The sequence below is a fragment of the Bacillus sp. z50 genome (assembly GCF_058313585.1).
In genome coordinates this window covers 218598-238614 of the sequence record NZ_JBZFQL010000002.1, presented here as the reverse complement: position 1 = coordinate 238614, position 20017 = coordinate 218598, and the positions used below count along the sequence as shown (strand labels likewise).

The following is a 20017-nucleotide window of genomic DNA, read 5'->3' as shown; positions in this document are numbered from 1 at the left end:
CTGAATGAAAATCGAATTAATAGAAAAAAGCGGAATATCCAAAATCGGACATTCCGCTTTTTTTCCTTAATGGTGATTTTAATTTGATTTTGTTTCCTCTAGCTTTGTTAATTTATTGCGCATCTCTAAAGAATCCTTTTTTCCATGCATAAAATAATAGACTACGATTAATGCCAATACGAGAATCGACATGATTAGATAGAGATTTCGATAGCCTGTGAAAGGAATAATCATTCCAAGTACATATGGGCCAATTCCGAAGCCTACATCCAAAAAGATAAAAAAGGTTGCTGTTGCTAAACCGATTCGGTGAGGAGGAGTCACTTTTACGGCAATAGCCTGAGTTGTAGATTGGATATTCCCAAAACCGAGTCCAATAATTGCGCCGGCTAAAAGCAAAATAAATCCGTTATTAGCATAGCTTAATAGAAGAAGTCCAAGGGCAAATACAAGTAAGCAGGGATACATAATAATATTAGATCCTTTTAAGTCTAACAAGCGGCCAGTAAAAGGCCTTGACACTAAAACCGCTGCTGCATAAACGACAAAAAAGAAACTTGCTGCTTCAACTAATTGAATCTCTTCTGAATAGAAAGTAATAAATGATAAGACGCTTGAATAGCATAGGGCTCCCAGCATCATAACGATAGCAATGGGGATAGCCTTTGGTTCAATAAAACTGGAAAGCTTAACTCTATTGTTTTCTGATTCAACAGAAGTGTGAGATTGTTCATTTTGTATTTTTAATAGAAAGGCAGTTAAAAAGCTAACAGCTCCCAATGCTATACAAAAGCTGAAAATGACTTCAAATGTTGTATGCTGTTTTAAATAAATACCTAAAAAAGGACCAATCGCAGTAGCAAGAGTGGCACTAAGGCTAAAATATCCAACGCCTTCACCACGTCGTTCTGCTGGTATGATTTGCGCTACAATGGTACCGGTAGCCGTACTTGCAATTCCTAATCCGATTCCATGTAATAAGCGGTTAACCATCAAAAAAGACAAGCTATTAATCCCAAAATATAAAATAGTTGTTAATGTAAAAACGATAAGTCCGAATAATAATATTCTTTTTCTGCCGTATTTATCGATAATTCTACCTGTCAGAAGTCGGCCAATAAGTGCTCCAATAATAAAAATTCCGGTAACCAGTCCTGCTTCACTCGTTGAAGCACTAAATTGTTCAACAGCATAGACCGAAATTGACACCATTAATAAATAAAAAACAAGTGTTAATAAAAAATTAATGGTGGATACAATGATAAAATCTTTTGTCCATAATTTTGCTCGTTCCGTTTGCATAGTTATCTCCTTACTCATTAAAATTTTGCTTAATCCTTTCTAGGATATTTAGGAATTGTTCTTGTTCATCTGTCGTAATACCTATTAACTTACCAATCTGAAATTCATCAATCTCACTTCTTACAACTTTATATTGTTTCTCTCCTTTAGCAGTCAGTTGAATATTTTTCTTCCTTTTATCTGAGCTTGAAAATGACTGAATATACCCTTGCTGCTCGAGGCTGTTGACTGTGCGGGTTATCGCTGGCTTTTCGATACTTTGATATTTAGATATCTCAACAAGGGTATGTGGCCCATAATTAAAAAGGATATACATAATTGTCCATTGTGGTCTGTTCAAAGCATATCTACCTAGAATTTCATTTAACTGGTCAATATAAGGTTTATGCACCATAGACAACTCGTGAAATAACTGTTGATATCTTTCCATTTTACCTCCTTATAAATTAGTTACTTTAGTTAACTAATCCAATTTTTTTATTATGGCAGAGAAGAGGAGAAGATGTCCAGTCTTTTTATAATGGTAAAAGATAGGCATATTATTTTGCTTTGAATTCAAACTATATTAAAATAAATTTACAAATCATATATCGTACATGGAGGTATACATATGACTAAAGTTTTATTTGTTAAAGTAAACGATCGACCGGCAGACCAAGCTGTTTCTGTTCAAATGTACAATGCATTTTTACATGCATATAAAGAAGCAAATCCAACTGATCAAATTACAGAGCTGGATTTATTCCAAGTAGAACTCCCTTACTATGGAAATGCGGCGATTACCGCTCTTTATAAAAACAATCAAGGAATCGAATTAACAGAAGAAGAAACTAAATATGTTAATTTAGCAAATCAATATATCGATCAATTCTTATCCATGGATAAAATTGTTTTTGCCTTCCCTCTTTGGAATTCAACTGTTCCTGCGCCATTAATTACGTATATTTCGTATTTGGCTCAAGCCGGAAAAATGTTTAAGTATACTGCTGAAGGTCCGATAGGATATGCAGCTGATAAAAAGGTAGCACTATTGTCTGCAAGAGGTTCTGATTACTCAGCTATACCAGGAGCGGAAATGGCAGTTAATTTAGTTAAATCTGCTATTAGCCTTTGGGGAATTACTAACCCAGAAGTTATGGTTATTGAAGGACATAATCAATACCCAGACCGTACGGTTGAAATTGTTGCAGAAGGGCTTGAGAAAACAGCTAAACTTGCTGCCCGCTTCTAATTAAGAAACATCAATACTATATTGTTGGATTTACCATTAATATAGAAAACAATAAAAACAGTGGGATTCGATTAAGAATTCCCACTGTTTTTATATATAAAGGACGATAAATGACGCGTTTGTTAAAAAATAAGCAGAATAGTACCAATTGTAATCGCAATACCACCAATAATCGTGTTTTTATTAGGTTTTTCTTTTAAAATAATAAAGCTTAACACCATTGTAATGACTACGCTGAATTTATCGATGGGAGCTACGATAGACACCTTTCCGATTTGAATGGCAGCAAAGTAGCACAACCAAGATAAGCCAGTTGCGATACCCGATAGGATTAAAAAGACATAGGACCTATTAGAGATCGTTTTAAGATCTTTTTGCGTTCTTTGGAAAAATACAATGCTCCAGGCAAAAATTAAGATCACTACAGTACGAATGAAGGTGGCGACATTTGAATCGACATCCTCGATACCGATTTTCGCCAATATACTGGTTAGTGCTGCAAAAACGGCTGATAAGACAGCCAGGAAAATATACGACTGAAGATAGCCTTCTTTCTTCTTTTTTTCTCTCTTACCGATAAGAATAAAAGTACCAATCGTAATAACGACCCCTCCTGCAATCACTAACGGAGTCAACGGTTCCTGAAGGATGATAAAGGATAAAATAATTGTAATTATGACGCTTGATTTATCAATAGGAACTACTTTTGATACATCACCAATTTGTATGGCCTTAAAAAAACATAGCCACGATAGGCCAGTGGTTATACCTGATAAGATAATGAAAATCCATGCCTTAGGATGGATAGTATACAGCTCATCCCATTGCCCGGTTATTCGAACAACGGCATAAGCCATAATTAGGACTACAAACGTTCGAATCGCAGTGGCCAAATTTGAATTCACATTATTAATCCCGATTTTTGCTAATATTGACGTTAATGCTGCAAATAAAGCAGCCAGTAAAGCTAACAGTATGCTCATGAAAATCCTCGCTTATTTATGTACTTAGAATCGGTTTGTTCCTCTGGTTTTTTCTAACTTTAACTATAACTCAATTCCATTTAAAAAGGTATTTGGTTTCATATAAGTTTAAATACTTGATTCTTGAGTTGTATTTACATGAAGAAAAAATACACTCCTTATGTCACATAGATTATCTACCCGGCATAAAAAGTGCATTTTAGTTTTAGGATTCAAAGGATATATAGTAGGGATATGGGAATCTCATTTCAAGCTGTTAATTCAAACGTTCCAACGGTTTAACTGCTGGGCCTTCGATGACTTCCCCGTTAGGTGCAAAGCGGGATCCATGACATGGGCAATCCCAGGAACGTTCTCCATTATTCCATTTCACTTCACACCCCATATGGGTACAGGTAGTATCTACTACACAAACGTTACCTGTATGGTCGCGATAGGCACCGGCTCTTTTACCATTAAAGGTAACGATACTGCCTTCATCGGGTTTAAGTTCATCTGGACTGATATCTTTATCAGCAAGTTTTCCTTTAATTAATTCTTTTGCTACATTTATATTTTCTTTTATGAATTTACCGGCAGATTGTATATGTGTTTCTGAACGAGTGGGGGTAAACAGATCAAAATATGGATTTTCTTTTCCACGTACTAAATCACTTAAAATTAGAGCAGCGACAGCTCCGTTCGACATTCCCCATTTCCCAAAACCAGTTGCAACAAAAATATGATCCTTCATAGAAGAATATGGACCAATATAAGGGACATAATCCAATGTTTCTAAATCCTGTGCTGACCATCTGTATGGAAGGTCATTAACTGTGTAATACTTTTCGGCAAAATCCTTTAGTGCTTCATAATGCTTAAATGGATTTTCGCTTTGACCGGTTTTATGACTTTCTCCTCCAAATAATACCAGGGCTTTATCCCTGTCTTTTGTATGGCGGATTGAGCGGGTAGGCTGCTCGGCGCTAATGTACATTCCATCTGGTAGGTCTTCCTTGATTTCAGCGGCAACAATGTAAGAGCGTTTCGGGCTCAGGCGAGAGAAGTACAGTCCCTGCATATCATAGAATGGATAGTGGGAAGCAATCACAACTTTATTGCAATAAATGGTATGTCCATTCTTCACTTTAACTTGAACAGGTCCTTTATCGTCATCTTCAATAGCTTCTACTGGCGATTGTTCAAATACTTGTCCGCCTTTTTTTATAATCAGGTTTAAAATATGGCCTAAGTATTTAACTGGATGAAATTGTGCTTGATTAGGCATAATAATGGCATTTTTGATTGGGTAAGGCAAAGGCAGGTGTTCGACAAGTTTACCTGGAATGCCCAGTTTTTGATAAGCTTCGAACTCTGACTTGATTTTCTTTTCAAATTTTTCAGTCTCTGCGTAAAGGATGGCTTCCTGTTCTTCATAATCACAATCGATCTCTTCTTCTTTGTAGAGAGAATGGATAAATTCAAGGCCATCCATATTTGCCTGATAGTATAGTTTCGCTTTTTCTTCACCTATCGAATTAATTAATTTGTCATAAATTAATCCATGCTGGGCGGTTATTTTTGCTGTTGTATGGCCTGTTGTCCCATTCATCACTTCGCTTGCCTCAACTAATGCAACCTTTACTCCTTTGCTGACCAATTGATAAGCCGTTAAAATACCGACTATTCCAGCTCCAACTATAACAACATCTGTTTCTAAATCATTTTGTAGCTTATTAAATTTCAGTTCTTCTTGATTCTGCATGAACTTCGTCCAATATGAACTCGATTGATTAGGTAATTGATTCATTTTAACCCCTCCGGTTTTTCCAATATAGTATATAGTTACCCATGTTTTGTTAAAAAAATCAGCTAATTATGATAAACGGATTGTTTATAATGAAGACTGATTGGATATTAAGTAAAAAAATGGGGGCTGGAGGGGAATTCGATTGAGGAGTCAAACTAAAAAGAAATTATTAGTAATAGGAAGCTTTCTGTTGGGATTCGGCTTTATGGGTGCTATGGATGGGATTATTTTTCATCAGCTTTTACAATGGCATAGTGTCGTGATGGAAACGAGTCGCTCAGGTCAAATCATGAGTGATGGGATTTTTCATTTTGCGGTGACGATTGCTTTGGTGGCAGGGGGCTTTATTTTATGGCTTGCTGGTAACCCATCAGACCAAAAGCAGGGTGTCAAACAGATTATTAGTTGGTTTTTAATTGGCTCAGGTTTATTCAATATGTTGGAAGGGATTGTTAATCATCATATCCTGCAGATTCATAGGGTAAAACCAGGTGATCCCAATGCTTTATTCTATGATATAGCGTTTCTGATAGTTGGAGCTATTTTATTTTTGATTGGTTTGTATTTGAAAAATAGTGCGTACAGGCATAAGGGTGGCGAAGAGATTCATGTATAGAATACTTAGCTTTATTGTTATCGCTGGGTTTGTATCCATCATGCTATATTTTCATCAACAAAGCAGCCATTTCAGCAATGATGCTCATGCTGGGCATACGGGACAACATGATGGATTAGAAATAAGCAATATAAGCGAAGTGAAAATTCCGGAAATTAATGGATGGATCAAGCAGGATCAAACAGGGTGTTGGATGCTGAAAATCAACACAAAAAACTTTTCGTTTAAACCAGAAAAGCTGGGTTCGAATGAGCAACGAATTAATGAAGGTCATGCCCATCTATATATGAATGGAGATAAAAAGAATAGAATTTATGGTCAATATTATGATTTAGGCACACTCAAACCAGGGGTGTACAAGGTGAAGGTTACGTTAAATACGAATAATCATAAAGCACTAATGTATAACGGTAAGGAGATTGCCTATCACTATAAACTTAAGGTGAAATAGATTACAAACAGTCATCTGACAATTCAGAAGATATACCTATATGGTAATTTGGAATTAAATGGTATGATTATTCATATAAATGATTATCGATGGAGGATGAAATGTTTGGAAAAATTTATATTGCTATTCTAGTATGTTTTTCTCTCGTTTCTTGTATGATGGCCATCGTAAAACCTTCCATATTTGACTTGCATTTAAAAAATTTTCGCCGAAGCCTTTATACGTTATTTGTGCTTTGCCTCGGAATCGGCATTATTGCAGGCGGAATAAATATAACCAACTGGACATATATATTGAGTTTAACTGCAATCGTTGTTTTTATCGATTTATCCGTTCTTTTAACACCAAGCATTTTAAAGATATGGCAGGCAGAGTTTATAACAGGTTCTGAATTTCTTGAAGCTACCATAAAGGAAAATGAAAAAATTCAACGAGCGACGGTGACAAAGGTAGAGCATATGTCCTTATTAGTACAGGATGCTATCTATTATTTTGAGCAAAAGCCTGTTCCTGAAAACGGAGAAGAATATGAGAGAGAGTTAAAGAAATATCTTGTCCTGTATTGTGAGGAATTTGGTTTGTCAGTTGATATCAATCAGTACGAAGCTGACGATTCGATTGACTTAGATATATCCGTCAGGGAGAGAATTAAACAAAAGCTTATCAGGATTGATCATATACATAATTTCGATTTTAATCAGCAGCTTTTACAAAGCTTTACCGATTCGATTTTCAATTTAGAGGTTATCACCCTTGAAGACCACGATGCTTTGTTAATTCCTATCCATTTACAAATGTATAACTTTATTATAGTTTTAAAGAAAGATAAGGGCATTCCCATTGAAGTGGATGGTGTTCATATTGCTAATTTAGTTCACATTTATGATTCGTTTATGTAAAACTTTGGTATAATAAGGGTATAAAAGTTAAGGAAGAGAGGAGTAAGATGGCTATGAGGCGTAGGAGAAATAACATTCAGTCTGACGATTCCGCTGAGGCAATGGCAAAAAACTCCCAGTCAGGTCCCAAAATCACCCATCTCTCTGATAAATCAGTCAGTAAGCAGACAAAGAAAGTAAAAGAAATGAATAAAAAAGCATTGGCTTATATATACTCTGTAAAATAACAAAGTGATGGGACTTTGTTATTTTTTTTTGTATTGCTTTTTTGTGTTATAGCATAAGCTATAACAAAATGCACATGTTAGGAGCATAAAATATGACATCTAAGAATGTAACTAAACAATTAGGAAAAAACAGAAGGTACACAGTTTTGGGCAATAAGGCATTAAGGATCAGTAAAATGAATCATGAGGCCATTAGAGTTTTAAAAAAACTTCGAGGTAAATTTGGATAATTGAAGAGACTAAAGGCTAAATAAAACATTCGTTAAAGATAAAAAAGACAGCTTCCGGATAGGGAGAGCTGCCTTAAATTGTAATAAGAATATGTTATTATTTATCCCATGGAAGTAAGTAGAAGAGAATACAGAAGAAATGCATAACACTTCCGGCGATAACGAAAAGATGCCAAATGGCATGATGGAATTTGAAGCCTCTCCATACATAAAAGATAGCACCTACCGTGTATAGAATACCTCCAGTAACTAATAAAATCATTCCATTTGGCTCAAGGAAGTTGACCAATGGTTTCCATGCGAAGACAATCATCCAACCCATTACTATGTAAAGAAGTGTTGATACGATCATATATTTTTTAACAAAAAATGATTTAAAAACTGTTCCCCCAAAAGCTATTCCCCAGACAATACCGAATAAAGTCCAACGTGTCCAACCGTCCAATACAATAAAACAAAATGGCGTGTACGTACCTGCGATAAAAAAATAGATAGCTGAATGGTCGAATATTTCAAATACATTCTTAGCTTTGCCCTGGGGTAAGCTGTGCAAAAGAGTGGAGCACAGATACATAAGAAGCATTGTTATTCCAAATATAGTAAAACTAACGATGTGCCAAGCGGTCCCATATATAGAGGAATGGAAAACCAGCAAAATCAGCGCTACTATACTTAATATAACACCCAGGCCATGGGTAACTGCATTTGCGATTTCTTCACCTTTGCTATAAACATGAATGTCCTTCATTAAATTTCCTTCTTTCTAGTACAATATGAATTATTATCATTAGTATAATGCAATATCATTAATATGTAAATATTAATACTCTATATTATTGCTTCGACAATTCATTATATAGTTTTAATAACTACTTATCACCCTTTTTATAGTATGCATGTTAAATGAGATATTTTTGAATTCATCTTAATTAAGAAAAGGAAACTGGTTATCAGTTTTTTTGTGGTTTACGCAGGTCTGTTATATGAAAGATTTAACTATACCAAGACTCGCATTAGTTCTTCTGAGGCGTGTTGTTTAACTATTCAATAAGAATCATTATTTTAACCATTATAAATAATGAATGGCTTCTACGAATTTAATGAATATAGTAGTATACTAGTATGGTATTTATTTAAGTTACAGTAAAAGGAATGATTGACGTTGAGATTAATTGCAACAGACATGGATGGGACTTTGTTGAATGGTAAAGGTCGTATCAGTAAGGAGAATATAATCGCAATTGAAAAAGCACAGGCGGAAGGGATTCAGGTAGTTATTGTTACAGGAAGACCATACAGTTATGCCTTGATGCCATTGGAACTGGCTGGATTGTGTTGTCCTGTAATTGCATTAAACGGAGCTGAAATAAGAGACGAGCAGGGAGAAGTATTAAATAAACTCCCACTAAAAAAAGAACGGTGCCGCTCAATTCAAAAAGTACTGGAAAATAAAAACGTATATATTGAGTTTTTTACTAACGTTGGAGTTTTTTCTAAAAGTATGGAACAGTATATTGACATTAGAATGCAATTAAAAATGGAGAGATTCCCATACGCTGATGAAGCTCTAATGCTAGAGGATGTTAGAAGAAGAGCGGAGGAACGATTTAAATTCGAACACTGCCATTTTGTAGATAACTTTGAAGGTATATACCTGGATGAAGAATTGATTATCTATAAGATTTTAGTATTATCAGCTGATATGGATGAATTGGCACGTATAAATAGCGAATTAGCCGGTGAAACCGAGTATATCATTACCTCTTCTGAGCGCGGAAACATAGAATTTAATCATCCAAAAGCTCAGAAAGGAACATCATTAAAGATGTTGGCTGATCAATTTAATATCGAGATGAAAGAAGTTATGGCACTTGGTGACCATTTAAATGATGTTTCCATGCTTCAGCTGGCTGGACGTGGAGTAGCTATGGGAAATGCTTCCGATGAGGTGAAAGAACTCTGCCAATATCATACTAAAACGAATGTAGAACATGGTGTTGCCTGTGCGATTGAAGAAGTCCTTGCAATACGTCAAGTTTAAGGTAGTTAGTATGATTACAGCTTAAGTCAATTCTAAATGAGATTGCTAATAATATATTTCATCAAGTCTAATTCTAACAAAACTCAAACTTTATATATGATATATGATTTTCTGCTGATTCTAACGTGATATGTTTATAAATTTTCAGTTGTTAACATCCGTATATACATTCATTTTGTTTATATAAATATGTAAAACAATAGCGAAATAGAATGATTGGTGTATAATGGTAACGGAGCTGACTCCGTAAAATTTTGCAGGGTTATAATTGATCTAATTATAGCCTCAGGAGGAAAAACATGACGATAAGCACAGAAAATATTATGGAATTGATTACGGTTGACCAATGGGATGATGCATATTCAATAATGAAGCAATTACGTACTGATTTGGATAAGCATTCGTATTTAGAATTAATGAATCAAATGCATAAAGAAGGGTACAGGCTTTTTGCATTGTTTTTAGGTGAAGAAGTGGTAGCTGTAATTGGTGTTAGTTCTCGTGTGAATTTCTATAATAAACGTCATATCATTGTTCATGATTTGGTAACAACTGAAAGTAAACGTTCGAGAGGATATGGGGAAAAGCTGCTTGTTTTTATTCATGAATGGGCTAAGGAAAATGGTGCGAATTATGTAGCATTAGAATCTGCTCTTTCACGCACGGATGCTCACCGCTTCTATGAAGAAAAGTTAGGCTACGATAAATGGTGTTACTCATTTCGTAAAAAGCTGTAATACATGATTTCAGATTCTGCGGAACGCCCTTCTTTCGGCATACAAGGTGCAAGCTTTGCATATTTTATTTTTTTTGCCGTGACCATTTTGATATTTGCGTAAATCTTTATCTTTCTTTTTGCAAATAGAACATTTATTGAAAAAAGTGAACATACAAACTTTCTCCTTTAGGAATAAAATAATAGTAGCATAGAACTACTATGAGTATGATAATGAATAACAAAAAAGCCGAAGAAATGTTGTTAATCAGCATTTCTTCGGCTTTTTTGATATTTGCTGATGACTTAAAAAGCTTCATGCCACAGCATAGTTATGGTTAAGGCACTGCTGGAGTCATTTGGATTACCTGGGAATAATTTAATTAATATGGCTCCTGGTGTAAAGACTACCTCTGGGCGATGCTTTAAAGGTAAACTGTTAAGCATTCCTAAGATTTCATTTTTTTGCCCATGCTGAGCATACGTCATTATTTGTCTTGAAAACTGTGGATTGTTTTGAATGTGGTTAGTTATGGTGTAGGCATCATTTATAAGCTCCTTGGCAACCCCTGCTGAATTAATAAATATTACTGGTTGAACTGGAGGAAGCTGGCGATCATAATTTTGGTAATTATTATGGTAACCGGGGTGCATATTATTCATGTCATATGGATTATTCATGTTCCTATCTCCTTTTATCAAAGTAATTATAAATGAATAGATATTAAAGATGGTCTATAGTATTCATACCTATGAAGAGGACTGGCGATAGGTGAATCTTTGGATATGTAAGGAGAAGATGCCTGGTTAAAGTGTTAATGATACTTTTACTTATAATTACTCCTTGTTTTATTGGGATTTTAGTTGGGTCCTTAACCTAGACAACCTATATAGCTGATTGTCTTTTTATTTACTCTTCTTTAAAAGAAGAACTAAGAAAAAAATTCCACTAATAATCTGCTTTAAATAAGGCATGATATATCAGAAAAATGATATAGACGATCTAGCAGATTAACTCATTGTAAGTGTATTAGAAACTTTTTGATGTGAAGCTAACAGGAGGTATTTCATTGAATGCTGGAAAAGTGGATTTAGAAGAGAAAAAGGAGTTCAGGGCTGTACCAATGATGGCAGTTTTGGCAGTGGCAGCATTCATTGGTTTATTCAGTGAAACAGCCTTAAATTTGGCTTTAATCAATATTATGCATGACTTTAATATAGAAGCTTCAACAGCACAATGGCTGACCACAGGATATTTATTGACATTGGGAATTTTGGTACCTGTTTCGGCTATCTTAATTCAAACGTTTACGACCAGGCAATTGTTTTTTTTCTCTCTGGCGATGGGAATTGTTGGCACATTGATTGGTGGCCTTGCGCATTCATTTCCTATATTGGTGTCGGCGCGAGTCATCCAGGCCATTGGAACCGCTATTCTTTTACCCTTAATGACTAATTGCACACTTATTATTTTTCCTCCGCATAAACGTGGGGTAGTGATGGGATTAATGGGGCTTGTTATCATGTCTGCTCCTGCATTTGGCCCTACCTTCTCTGGAATCATTGTAGACCAATTAAGTTGGCATTGGATTTTTTGGACATGTTTGCCGATATTATTGCTTTCCATGGGTGCCGGGATATTTTTTATGAAAAATGTTACAAAACTAACAAAACCAAAGATCGATATAAGGTCAGTAATACTTTCCTCAATTGGATTTGGCGGGATTGTTTACGGATTTAGTGCTGCCGGAGAGGGCGGAGGTGGATGGAGAGAAGCACATGTGTTACTCCCTATTGGAATCGGTCTATTTTTCTTGATATTGTTCTCCTTCCGTCAAATTTATACTGATAATCCTATGATTAATTTGCGCGTATTCACTTACCCTATGTTTTCCCTGGGTGTCTCATTGGTTTTTTTAGCTATGTTAATGATTTTATCGAATGCCATTCTATTACCGATGTATTTAAAAGGAGGGCTACTATTATCGGCATTTACAGCTGGTTTAACGCTTTTGCCTGGTGGGATAATGAATGGGATTATGTCTCCAATTAACGGAAAATTAATGGATAAATATGGGGCGAGATGGTTGGTGGTTATTGGGTTTGTATTAACTAGTATAGCGAGTATTTTATTTTTACAAATCACAGCTGATACTTCTTTATCGACAATTATCATAATGCATGTTTGCTTATCAATTGGCATTGCTTTTATCATGATGCCTTCACAGACAAATGGCTTAAATCAATTACCCAGAAAATATTATCCTGATGGGACCGCTGTCATGAGCACGCTTCAGCAAATTGCCGGAGCTATCGGAACTGCATTGGCGATTACCTTTATGACAATGGGGCAAAATTCATATTTAAATGAAGCAGGGAGTTATCCTAATTCAGAGGTTCTAACGGAGGCTCTCATTTATGGTGTGAAAAAAGGGTATATCCTTATAATGGTTGCTTCAATTACCGGGTTATTATTGTCTTTATTTCTGAAAAGAGTGAAAGTATAGAGAAAGAAAACTCCTTATGTGAAATAGGGAGTTTTCTTTTTGGGTATATAGGCCGATTATTTTGAAATAAATGTATATATTAAAGTAAAAAAATAATCAAAAAGTGTAAAAAGGGTTTATAAGTTTGTAAATAGAGGAATTTAGGTATAGGTGTTGTTCTGTTTGTATAATATGAAAGCTAATACAAAACATATAACTAACTATCTTTTATACAGATAGTAAATCGGAAAAGATAGTGAATTACCATAGAATACCACAAAAAATCTTGAATATTTTCACAGAAGCAGAAGAACAAAAGGGGTTGCTAAGACTTGAAGCTTAAAAATTTGTTGAGTGATGTCGCAAAAGTGTCAGATAAGGATAAAGAAATATATATTACCGGGATTGCTAATAATTCATTAGAGGTAAAAGAGGGATTCATATTTGTAGCCATTACAGGATTTCAGGTGGATGGTCATACGTATATTGAAAAGGCAATTGAAGCTGGAGCGAGAGTTATAATCGGCGAAAAAGAAATCACTGATCTATCGGTCCCGTATATTAGGGTTGAAAATAGCCGCGCTATCCTGGCTGATTTAGCTAAACGTTTTTATCCTGTGCAAGCAGATAGAACAATTATTGGAGTAACAGGTACAAATGGAAAAACTACTACTTCGTTTATGTTGAAGCATATCCTTGAAGCTTATGGTAGATCCTGTTCTTTATTTGGTTCGGTTTATAATTATATAAATGGTGAAAAATCTACACCCTCTGTAAATACAACCATGGATGCATTGCAATTACAAAAAGAATTATCAAGAAGTCAAGATGATATTGTCATAATGGAAGTATCTTCACACGCACTGTCACAATATCGAGTGAAAGGGATTAGCTATGATTATGCTCTTTTTACAAACTTAGACCATGACCATTTAGATTATCATAAGGATATGGATGATTATTTTTCAGTAAAAGCACAGCTTTTTACTCAATTAAAGCCAGATGGTGCTGCTGTGATTAATACGAATAACAAATGGGGCAGTAAACTTGAAAAAAGGTTATGCGGTACTAATGACCAAATTTTTTGTGTAGGGAATAAAGAATCTGATTTGTATATTCAGCAAAATAAAACGGGTGATATACAGTTTGTATATAAAAATAAAGAAATCTATCCTATTAGGCTTTCTATTAAGGGAAAACATAATATTCAAAATGCGGCGCTTGCATTTCTAACAGCGAGAAATATGTGTGTACCAGGTGAAGTAATAATTAATGCACTACAATCATTCCCTGGCGTGCCGGGGAGATTTGAAGTAGTGAATCACCCGACAGGTGCACAGTTAGTTGTAGATTATGCTCATACTTGCGATGCTTTTGCACAATGTCTTAAAACCGGAAGAGAGATGGGGGCAAAGCGCATCATTCATATCTTTGGATTTAGGGGAAATCGAGATGTGACAAAGAGACGTGGTATGGTTGAAATCTCGAAAAAGCACAGTGACCTATGTATTTTAACGCTGGATGATTTAGGGACCGAATCTTTTGAGGGGATGATAGAAGCACTACATGATTTAAAGCCATCTGCCAAAGGGAAGGTCATACCGGATCGTACGTCGGCAATCGAATATGCTTGGAAAATTGCAAAAGATGGTGACTGGATTTTTATTACCGGAAAAGGCAATGAAGTTTATAAAAATACGTATCTTTTACCGACTAATTCCGACATAGATACATTAACTTATCTTTCAAAAGAGGAAAAAACAGTTAAGGTAATTTGAGCCTGATTGCAAAATTTGTTGAATAAATAATAATATAGTCGAATTTCCAAGAAAACGTTTGACTATAGTAAGTAGTTAAATTATATTAAGTATGTAGTAATGATTACTACATACTATTTTTAATATAAAATTGGTCATACCATTTTGTTTAAAAGGGGAAGAGGGAATGAAACAAGAACCACCAAGAATTGCTTGGATTACAGACACGACATGCACATTAAACGAGAATTTTATTAAAAAAAATCGAATAAATATTATTCCTTTACAAATTGTTATCGATGGAGTTTCATACAAAGAAACAATTGATATTACAGAAAAAGAATTTTACGAAAGAATGGCAAGTGAAAATACCACTTTCCAATCATCACAACCATCAATTGGTGAATTTGTTGAATTATATGAAAAACTGAAAGAAGAGTATGATTATGGAATAGCGTTCCATTGCTCGGGTAAACTATCAGGTACTTTTTCAACATCTGTAATGGCTGCTGAGCAAGTAGGTTTTAAATTGTTTGCAATTGATTCACGTACTGGATCTTACCCTCTTTCTTATTTGATGAAAAAAGGTATAGAGTTATTTGAACAGGGTTTTGATGCTGAAGAAATTGTCAGACAAATCGAAGAAATCAAAACGAATGCAAGGCTTTTCCTCATACCGTCTAATCTTAATCAGCTCCATAAAAGCGGGCGAGTCTCAGGAAGCCAACGGCTCATTGCTAACTTGTTTAATATTAAGCCTATTCTTTCTATAGAAACAGAAGGGGCTAAAATTAGAGAAAAAGTTAGAACTGAAAAGAGAGCTATCCATTATATATTGGATTTATTAAGAGAAGATATGAAAGTTTGTAAGGTTAGTAAAATAGTAGTTATCCATGCTGATGACGAAGAAAATGCGCGTAAATTGGAAAAACAAATAAATGAAGAATTTAACTCCATTCCTACTGAGCGAATGCTATTGGTTCCTGTTGCTGGAGTCCATACAGGAGTAGGAACAATCGGAGTCTCATGGGTATGTGAATAAATAGTAAAACTAAAGAAACTAAAGCTCCTCGACTGGGAGCTTTAGTTTTTTATAGTTACATACTGGTTGTATCATTTAAATTTATTTCGTTTGGATTATCCAATGCTTCCTTAGGAAGTACAATCTTATCAATTTTATTATAGTCATAGTAGCTAGATTCAATACTTTGTTCTAATACAAGGGAATTTCCGTTTTCCGAGATACCTATATTCATATCTACATTCATCACCGATGGTAAAAAAGTATTTTTGTCTATAAAGATTTCATATTCGACTTCTTGTAGTGTCATAGATTTCAGAGCTGTTTCTAATTCAGGTATATTAGCAGGTAATGATCCTTTTACGTATTCATTTAATTTTTCATCATTGCCTGCTAAAGTTAAAACATATTGATCAGCTTCCTGCTCAAAGGTAAAGTCGTCTGCAAATGACTCTAAATCTTTCAGAGAATCTAATTGATTCGTTCCCGGCTGTAAATTAAGCCCTTTCGCCACCTCAGTATAATCTGCATTATATCTTCCCCACTGATCTCCCTCGATATCGTGCATGAAAAATCCTTCATCTGTTAAATATTGATCGATTTTACCTTCCTGTTCTCCGGTTGCTGGATTTTTATAATAAATTTCAATCTGTTGGTATAAGGACAAAGGTTCCTGAATCATTTTAGAGTCTGTCCTTGTTTCTGTTGTCAAAATGATTCCATCAGCTTCAGTTGATATTTCTTGATCTATATCTAATTTAAGACCAAGACTTTTAACTTCAGAAGAAGCCTCAACCATTTTTTTATAGACTTCCTTGGCTGTTAGTTCAGATTCACCATTTTTTGTTTCCTCTGCCTTTGCTACCTCATTGCCATTTTTAGATACCGGTGAAGCTTCCTCATTACAAGCAGTTAAAAATAAAATGAAAAAAAATACTTCCCAAATAAGATACTGACTTCTTCAACATATGTTCCTCCTTGATATTGAATTCACTGAAAACGAAGTACATTCTAAAGCATATTAAGCAAAGTCATATATGTATAAATTAATTGCAAGTTTGCAAGTGCTTAACTAAGTAGACAATTGGACTGATATCAGGAAATGAATTTTTTATACTGATTGAGATGATACCTAATGAAGAGAGCATCTGAAGATTATTCATAGTGGTAATGATCAAATCAACAATAACACAATGCCCTAAATTTTGTAAAAAATGCATCTTTATAAATATAATTAATATTTTGTTTGAATATGATTATAGCAACTGTATTACTAGTTATATAAGTAAACAAAACAGAAGAGAAGGGGGGCAAAAGCTGGTGTGAATTCTGAATGGAGGATACCGCTACATTAATCTAAACTTTAAATTTATAAATGATAATCTAAAAGTAGCAAAGAATGGCTGGATCAATGAAAGGGGTTCTGGCCTATTTTATATAGCCGGTTTTGTCAGAATGCAGATAAATTTTTTACTAGCAATAGTGGCAAAAAATGGATTGTCTTAATATCCAATCTTAAATAGTGTTTAAAAAAATAGGCTGTCGACAAAGTCGGCAGCCTAAAAACCATCTAATCTAAAGGTTATCATATATCAGGATTTATAGCTTTAAAATCAGAACCCTTCTTTAAATCATGGAATTTAACCTATGATTTAAAAAGTATTATTTTCATAGGTCTTTTTATTTATTTTATCGATTACCCTATGCAGGTCATCAGGTTTGTGGAATTCGATGGGGGAGAATCCCTTCTCAAATAAAATTTGCTCTGCTTCAATCACCAATACATAACGATTGTTAATTTTGGCTAAATGAATGGTTTCACCGAAATCGGCCAGCAATCCTTTAATATTCGTATTATCCAGCTTCATCTTTAGTTCAATATCCGGTTCTTGTTCAACAATTTGAGCGGCTGCTTCTACAACTTGTTCAGTTGTTAATCGTTCCTGAAGCTCACGCTTGGGACTGTCAGCCCAGATTTCAATAGCTTCTTCAAACTGACGGCGTTCCTCACTTTCGGGCTCATATACTTCACCAATATGCTCCTGTACCATGTCAATGACATGATTCTTCACTAATTCTTGTTTAGATTCACCATACTCTACAAATTTTAAAAAATCTTCGAAATATCGGGCATGTGAGGATTGATGAATTTTTAATTCGCTTTCCTCAATCATGCCTTCTTCAGGCATATGAGGGTATAGAATGGATTTCATATTTTTAGTAGTGATGGCCATCTCGACATTGCGAATTAATGTTTTTTCATCAGATATAGAAGCGACCTTTGGTTCAAAATCACATTTCATTAAAAATAAAAATCGATGTTCGAAAAATTTCCGCGGTACGGCTGAAGCCATAACAAACACACCGCCCCGAACTGCACTTGTATCAAGATAAGCATGAACGAATTCCTCACTGAATGCTTTAAAATCTTCTTTATTATCAGCAAAGCGAGTACGGTTAAATGCATTGTAGTTTGGATTTGAATCCAATGTATGACCTGGTTCAATTATAAAATGGCCCAGCTTTGTTGGTACTTGTTCTGAATTGGGATGACGATCGACTTTACGTTTTACGATTTTCTTGAATTCGCCATCAAGGAAATCTTTAAGAGCACTTTCCTCATATTCATCTGTATCAAGTGTTTGATAATGCTTAGCTGTAGGCTGTTCCTTATCTTCTGTTTCCACAACAAAGAAAGATAAAAATTTAATCTCAAATTCCATGTTATACACCTTTTTTCCTTAGAGTCAGCCTTTTCAGTATCCCAAAACAGAGGTATTTCGTCAATGAAGACATGGTCGAAGATCGAAATAAAGAAAGCTGAGAGTTCTTTTTAAATTTAACCAACCATCTAGCCATGAACTTTCCTTAGTGATGCAATAATAAAAGCGAATGAACAGGGTGCTTCATTCGCTTAGAAGGTAGATATTCAGGAGGCTTCTATACTGTTTTTATGATTCCTGTTAAGTACCAATAAACGTCTTTTTAATTCATTGGCATATAGGATATCATGATGTTTCATAGCTATATTAAGTAAATCTAATAAATCATCAAGTGTTAGATGAGGGGTTGATTGTTCGTCAACAGAAGGCATTTGATCTTTAAGAGGGTTATCTTCATTCTGATTGGTATAAAAATCAGTGAAAATATCTACCAATAAGGCATCTGTGATTTTTTCCCCATTTGTTTCTGGTAGTCGATTCTGAGACTCAAGTTCTTCTACAACACAATCGAATCCTTTATCGGATAAGGAAAACTCTCCGTTTCTGCCGAATAATTGTTTGAAAATAGTAAGTAGGACTGGAGTTGTTAATGATATCAATAGCTTTTCATATACAGTTTTTGTCTGCCTGATTTCTGATACTATGATTTCCTTAGTCGTTGATTTCATTTAAATCCCCCTCAAAAAATAATAATCGCACAATATTTTGTTGGGACCATAATAACATATATCTTTATATGATTTACACTGTAGTGAACTGAATAATTGCAATTGTCACAATATAGTAGTATTTTCCCTATATTAGAAGGAATACCCTGTAATTAGATGGCATCTTTGTTGGAAATACTTCTATATGTAATCGCTTGGCAAAATAATCTATTTATAATGGTTGCTGATCAATTTTGATATTTTATTGTAATTAACATTTGTACGCATTAAAAAGGATGCCTTTTAAAAAAGCATCCCCACATATTTATAATTTTTATCGTAATAAAGAACAAATTTGAGAAAGGCGATCTTTAATATGTTCTGCATAAAGCTCATCATGATCTTCGTTTGCGAAATTAAGTAAATCCAGTAGGTCATCTACTGTTAAATCATTTGTTTCTTCTTTGGAGTCCTCTTCATCATCCTCCAAAACGGTCTCAGCCGTGACGTGCCTGCCAATCTTGTCATAAAATAAATGAATCAGTGTTGAACTGGCATATGGCACAGAAGTGTTTGGAAGCTCTTCCGTGTGGTCTTTCAATTCAGTAAGAATTTTATAATAAGCATTTTCACTTAACCGGTGTGTCCCAGAAGGTCCGAATAAATTATAAAACATTTTTATAATAATCGGAGCTGATAAAGAATGTAATAATTTTTGAGAAACTTGGTCTGATTGATTTAGTTCAGCAATAATTGTATGATATGTGTTTTTTTTCATCTTAAGACCTAACTTTCCTTTTTTAATAATCTATGATAGAACAAAAAATAAAAAAAACAAAATATTTTGATTCCATATGAATCATATATTTATAATTTCATCTAACATAAATCATTCTTAT

20 protein-coding genes are annotated in these 20017 nt (G+C 34.6%); 10 read left to right on the top strand and 10 right to left on the bottom strand.

Features of this window, described 5'->3' with window-relative positions; genetic code table 11:
* Nucleotides 1–78 precede the first annotated feature (78 nt).
* Nucleotides 79–1302: an MFS transporter gene (locus AC4G3N_RS06995; protein WP_066100066.1), complete on the bottom strand. Its 1224-nt coding sequence runs from the start codon at nt 1300–1302 to the stop codon at nt 79–81.
* 10 nt (nt 1303–1312) lie between these two features.
* On the bottom strand, nt 1313–1732 hold the full coding sequence (locus tag AC4G3N_RS06990; protein WP_066100061.1) for a MarR family winged helix-turn-helix transcriptional regulator: 420 nt from the start codon (nt 1730–1732) through the stop codon (nt 1313–1315).
* Between the two features lie 180 nt (nt 1733–1912).
* Between AC4G3N_RS06990 and AC4G3N_RS06985 the strand changes: the two genes are divergently transcribed.
* Complete coding sequence (locus AC4G3N_RS06985) at nt 1913–2533, top strand: FMN-dependent NADH-azoreductase (RefSeq protein ID WP_066100058.1); 621 nt, start codon at nt 1913–1915, stop codon at nt 2531–2533.
* A 122-nt stretch (nt 2534–2655) separates the two neighbouring features.
* On the opposite strand, the gene AC4G3N_RS06980 is transcribed toward AC4G3N_RS06985, so the two are convergent.
* Both AC4G3N_RS06980 and AC4G3N_RS06975 read right to left on the bottom strand, forming a co-directional pair.
* A complete protein-coding gene (locus tag AC4G3N_RS06980; RefSeq protein WP_066100054.1) occupies nt 2656–3516 on the bottom strand; it encodes an EamA family transporter in 861 nt (286 codons plus the stop codon).
* Between the two features lie 256 nt (nt 3517–3772).
* The gene (locus AC4G3N_RS06975; RefSeq protein WP_491089960.1) at nt 3773–5305 is read right to left on the bottom strand and encodes an FAD-dependent oxidoreductase; all 1533 of its coding nucleotides are present in this window, start codon (nt 5303–5305) and stop codon (nt 3773–3775) included.
* Between the two features lie 142 nt (nt 5306–5447).
* Between AC4G3N_RS06975 and AC4G3N_RS06970 the strand changes: the two genes are divergently transcribed.
* From AC4G3N_RS06970 to AC4G3N_RS06955, 4 genes are all read left to right on the top strand, one after another.
* Complete coding sequence (locus AC4G3N_RS06970; protein WP_066100048.1) at nt 5448–5921, top strand: DUF2243 domain-containing protein; 474 nt, start codon at nt 5448–5450, stop codon at nt 5919–5921.
* Nucleotides 5914–6372 carry a hypothetical protein gene (locus AC4G3N_RS06965; protein ID WP_066100045.1) on the top strand — a complete coding sequence of 153 codons (459 nt, stop codon included), beginning with the start codon at nt 5914–5916 and terminating at the stop codon, nt 6370–6372. The genes AC4G3N_RS06970 and AC4G3N_RS06965 overlap by 8 nt, the downstream gene beginning before the upstream one ends.
* A gap of 101 nt (nt 6373–6473) precedes the next feature.
* A complete protein-coding gene (locus AC4G3N_RS06960) occupies nt 6474–7271 on the top strand; it encodes a type II toxin-antitoxin system SpoIISA family toxin (protein WP_066100042.1) in 798 nt (265 codons plus the stop codon).
* 53 nt (nt 7272–7324) lie between these two features.
* Nucleotides 7325–7498, top strand: a complete 174-nt coding sequence (locus AC4G3N_RS06955) for a hypothetical protein (RefSeq protein ID WP_181161988.1) — start codon at nt 7325–7327, stop codon at nt 7496–7498.
* A 327-nt stretch (nt 7499–7825) separates the two neighbouring features.
* Here AC4G3N_RS06955 and trhA read toward each other — a convergent pair whose 3' ends face one another.
* Complete coding sequence (gene trhA / locus AC4G3N_RS06950; protein WP_066100039.1) at nt 7826–8476, bottom strand: PAQR family membrane homeostasis protein TrhA; 651 nt, start codon at nt 8474–8476, stop codon at nt 7826–7828.
* 414 nt (nt 8477–8890) lie between these two features.
* On the opposite strand from trhA, the gene AC4G3N_RS06945 reads away from it, so the two are divergent.
* Both AC4G3N_RS06945 and AC4G3N_RS06940 read left to right on the top strand, forming a co-directional pair.
* Entirely contained in the window at nt 8891–9769 is an 879-nt protein-coding gene (locus AC4G3N_RS06945; protein ID WP_491089959.1) for a Cof-type HAD-IIB family hydrolase, read from the top strand.
* Between the two features lie 299 nt (nt 9770–10068).
* Nucleotides 10069–10506: a GNAT family N-acetyltransferase gene (locus AC4G3N_RS06940; RefSeq protein ID WP_077247926.1), complete on the top strand. Its 438-nt coding sequence runs from the start codon at nt 10069–10071 to the stop codon at nt 10504–10506.
* Nucleotides 10507–10790: 284 nt separating this feature from the next.
* On the opposite strand, the gene AC4G3N_RS06935 is transcribed toward AC4G3N_RS06940, so the two are convergent.
* The gene (locus AC4G3N_RS06935; protein ID WP_066100033.1) at nt 10791–11165 is read right to left on the bottom strand and encodes a YuzC family spore coat inner layer protein; all 375 of its coding nucleotides are present in this window, start codon (nt 11163–11165) and stop codon (nt 10791–10793) included.
* A gap of 443 nt (nt 11166–11608) precedes the next feature.
* Between AC4G3N_RS06935 and AC4G3N_RS06930 the strand changes: the two genes are divergently transcribed.
* The 3 genes from AC4G3N_RS06930 to AC4G3N_RS06920 all read left to right on the top strand — a co-directional run bounded on the left by AC4G3N_RS06930 (nt 11609) and on the right by AC4G3N_RS06920 (nt 15769).
* Nucleotides 11609–12991: a DHA2 family efflux MFS transporter permease subunit gene (locus tag AC4G3N_RS06930; protein WP_491090084.1), complete on the top strand. Its 1383-nt coding sequence runs from the start codon at nt 11609–11611 to the stop codon at nt 12989–12991.
* Between the two features lie 311 nt (nt 12992–13302).
* On the top strand, nt 13303–14748 hold the full coding sequence (locus tag AC4G3N_RS06925; protein WP_066100031.1) for a UDP-N-acetylmuramoyl-L-alanyl-D-glutamate--2,6-diaminopimelate ligase: 1446 nt from the start codon (nt 13303–13305) through the stop codon (nt 14746–14748).
* A 166-nt stretch (nt 14749–14914) separates the two neighbouring features.
* A complete protein-coding gene (locus AC4G3N_RS06920) occupies nt 14915–15769 on the top strand; it encodes a DegV family protein (RefSeq protein ID WP_140461315.1) in 855 nt (284 codons plus the stop codon).
* Nucleotides 15770–15824: 55 nt separating this feature from the next.
* On the opposite strand, the gene AC4G3N_RS06915 is transcribed toward AC4G3N_RS06920, so the two are convergent.
* The 4 genes from AC4G3N_RS06915 to AC4G3N_RS06900 form a co-directional block, all read right to left on the bottom strand.
* Nucleotides 15825–16673 (bottom strand): DUF6612 family protein, encoded by an 849-nt coding sequence (locus AC4G3N_RS06915; RefSeq protein ID WP_491090083.1) that lies wholly within the window; start codon nt 16671–16673, stop codon nt 15825–15827.
* A 727-nt stretch (nt 16674–17400) separates the two neighbouring features.
* Nucleotides 17401–18471: a DUF3900 domain-containing protein gene (locus AC4G3N_RS06910; RefSeq protein ID WP_066100020.1), complete on the bottom strand. Its 1071-nt coding sequence runs from the start codon at nt 18469–18471 to the stop codon at nt 17401–17403.
* Between the two features lie 206 nt (nt 18472–18677).
* On the bottom strand, nt 18678–19139 hold the full coding sequence (locus tag AC4G3N_RS06905; protein WP_139891175.1) for a hypothetical protein: 462 nt from the start codon (nt 19137–19139) through the stop codon (nt 18678–18680).
* Nucleotides 19140–19452: 313 nt separating this feature from the next.
* Entirely contained in the window at nt 19453–19896 is a 444-nt protein-coding gene (locus AC4G3N_RS06900; RefSeq protein WP_491089958.1) for a hypothetical protein, read from the bottom strand.
* Between the last annotated feature and the right edge of the window lie 121 nt (nt 19897–20017).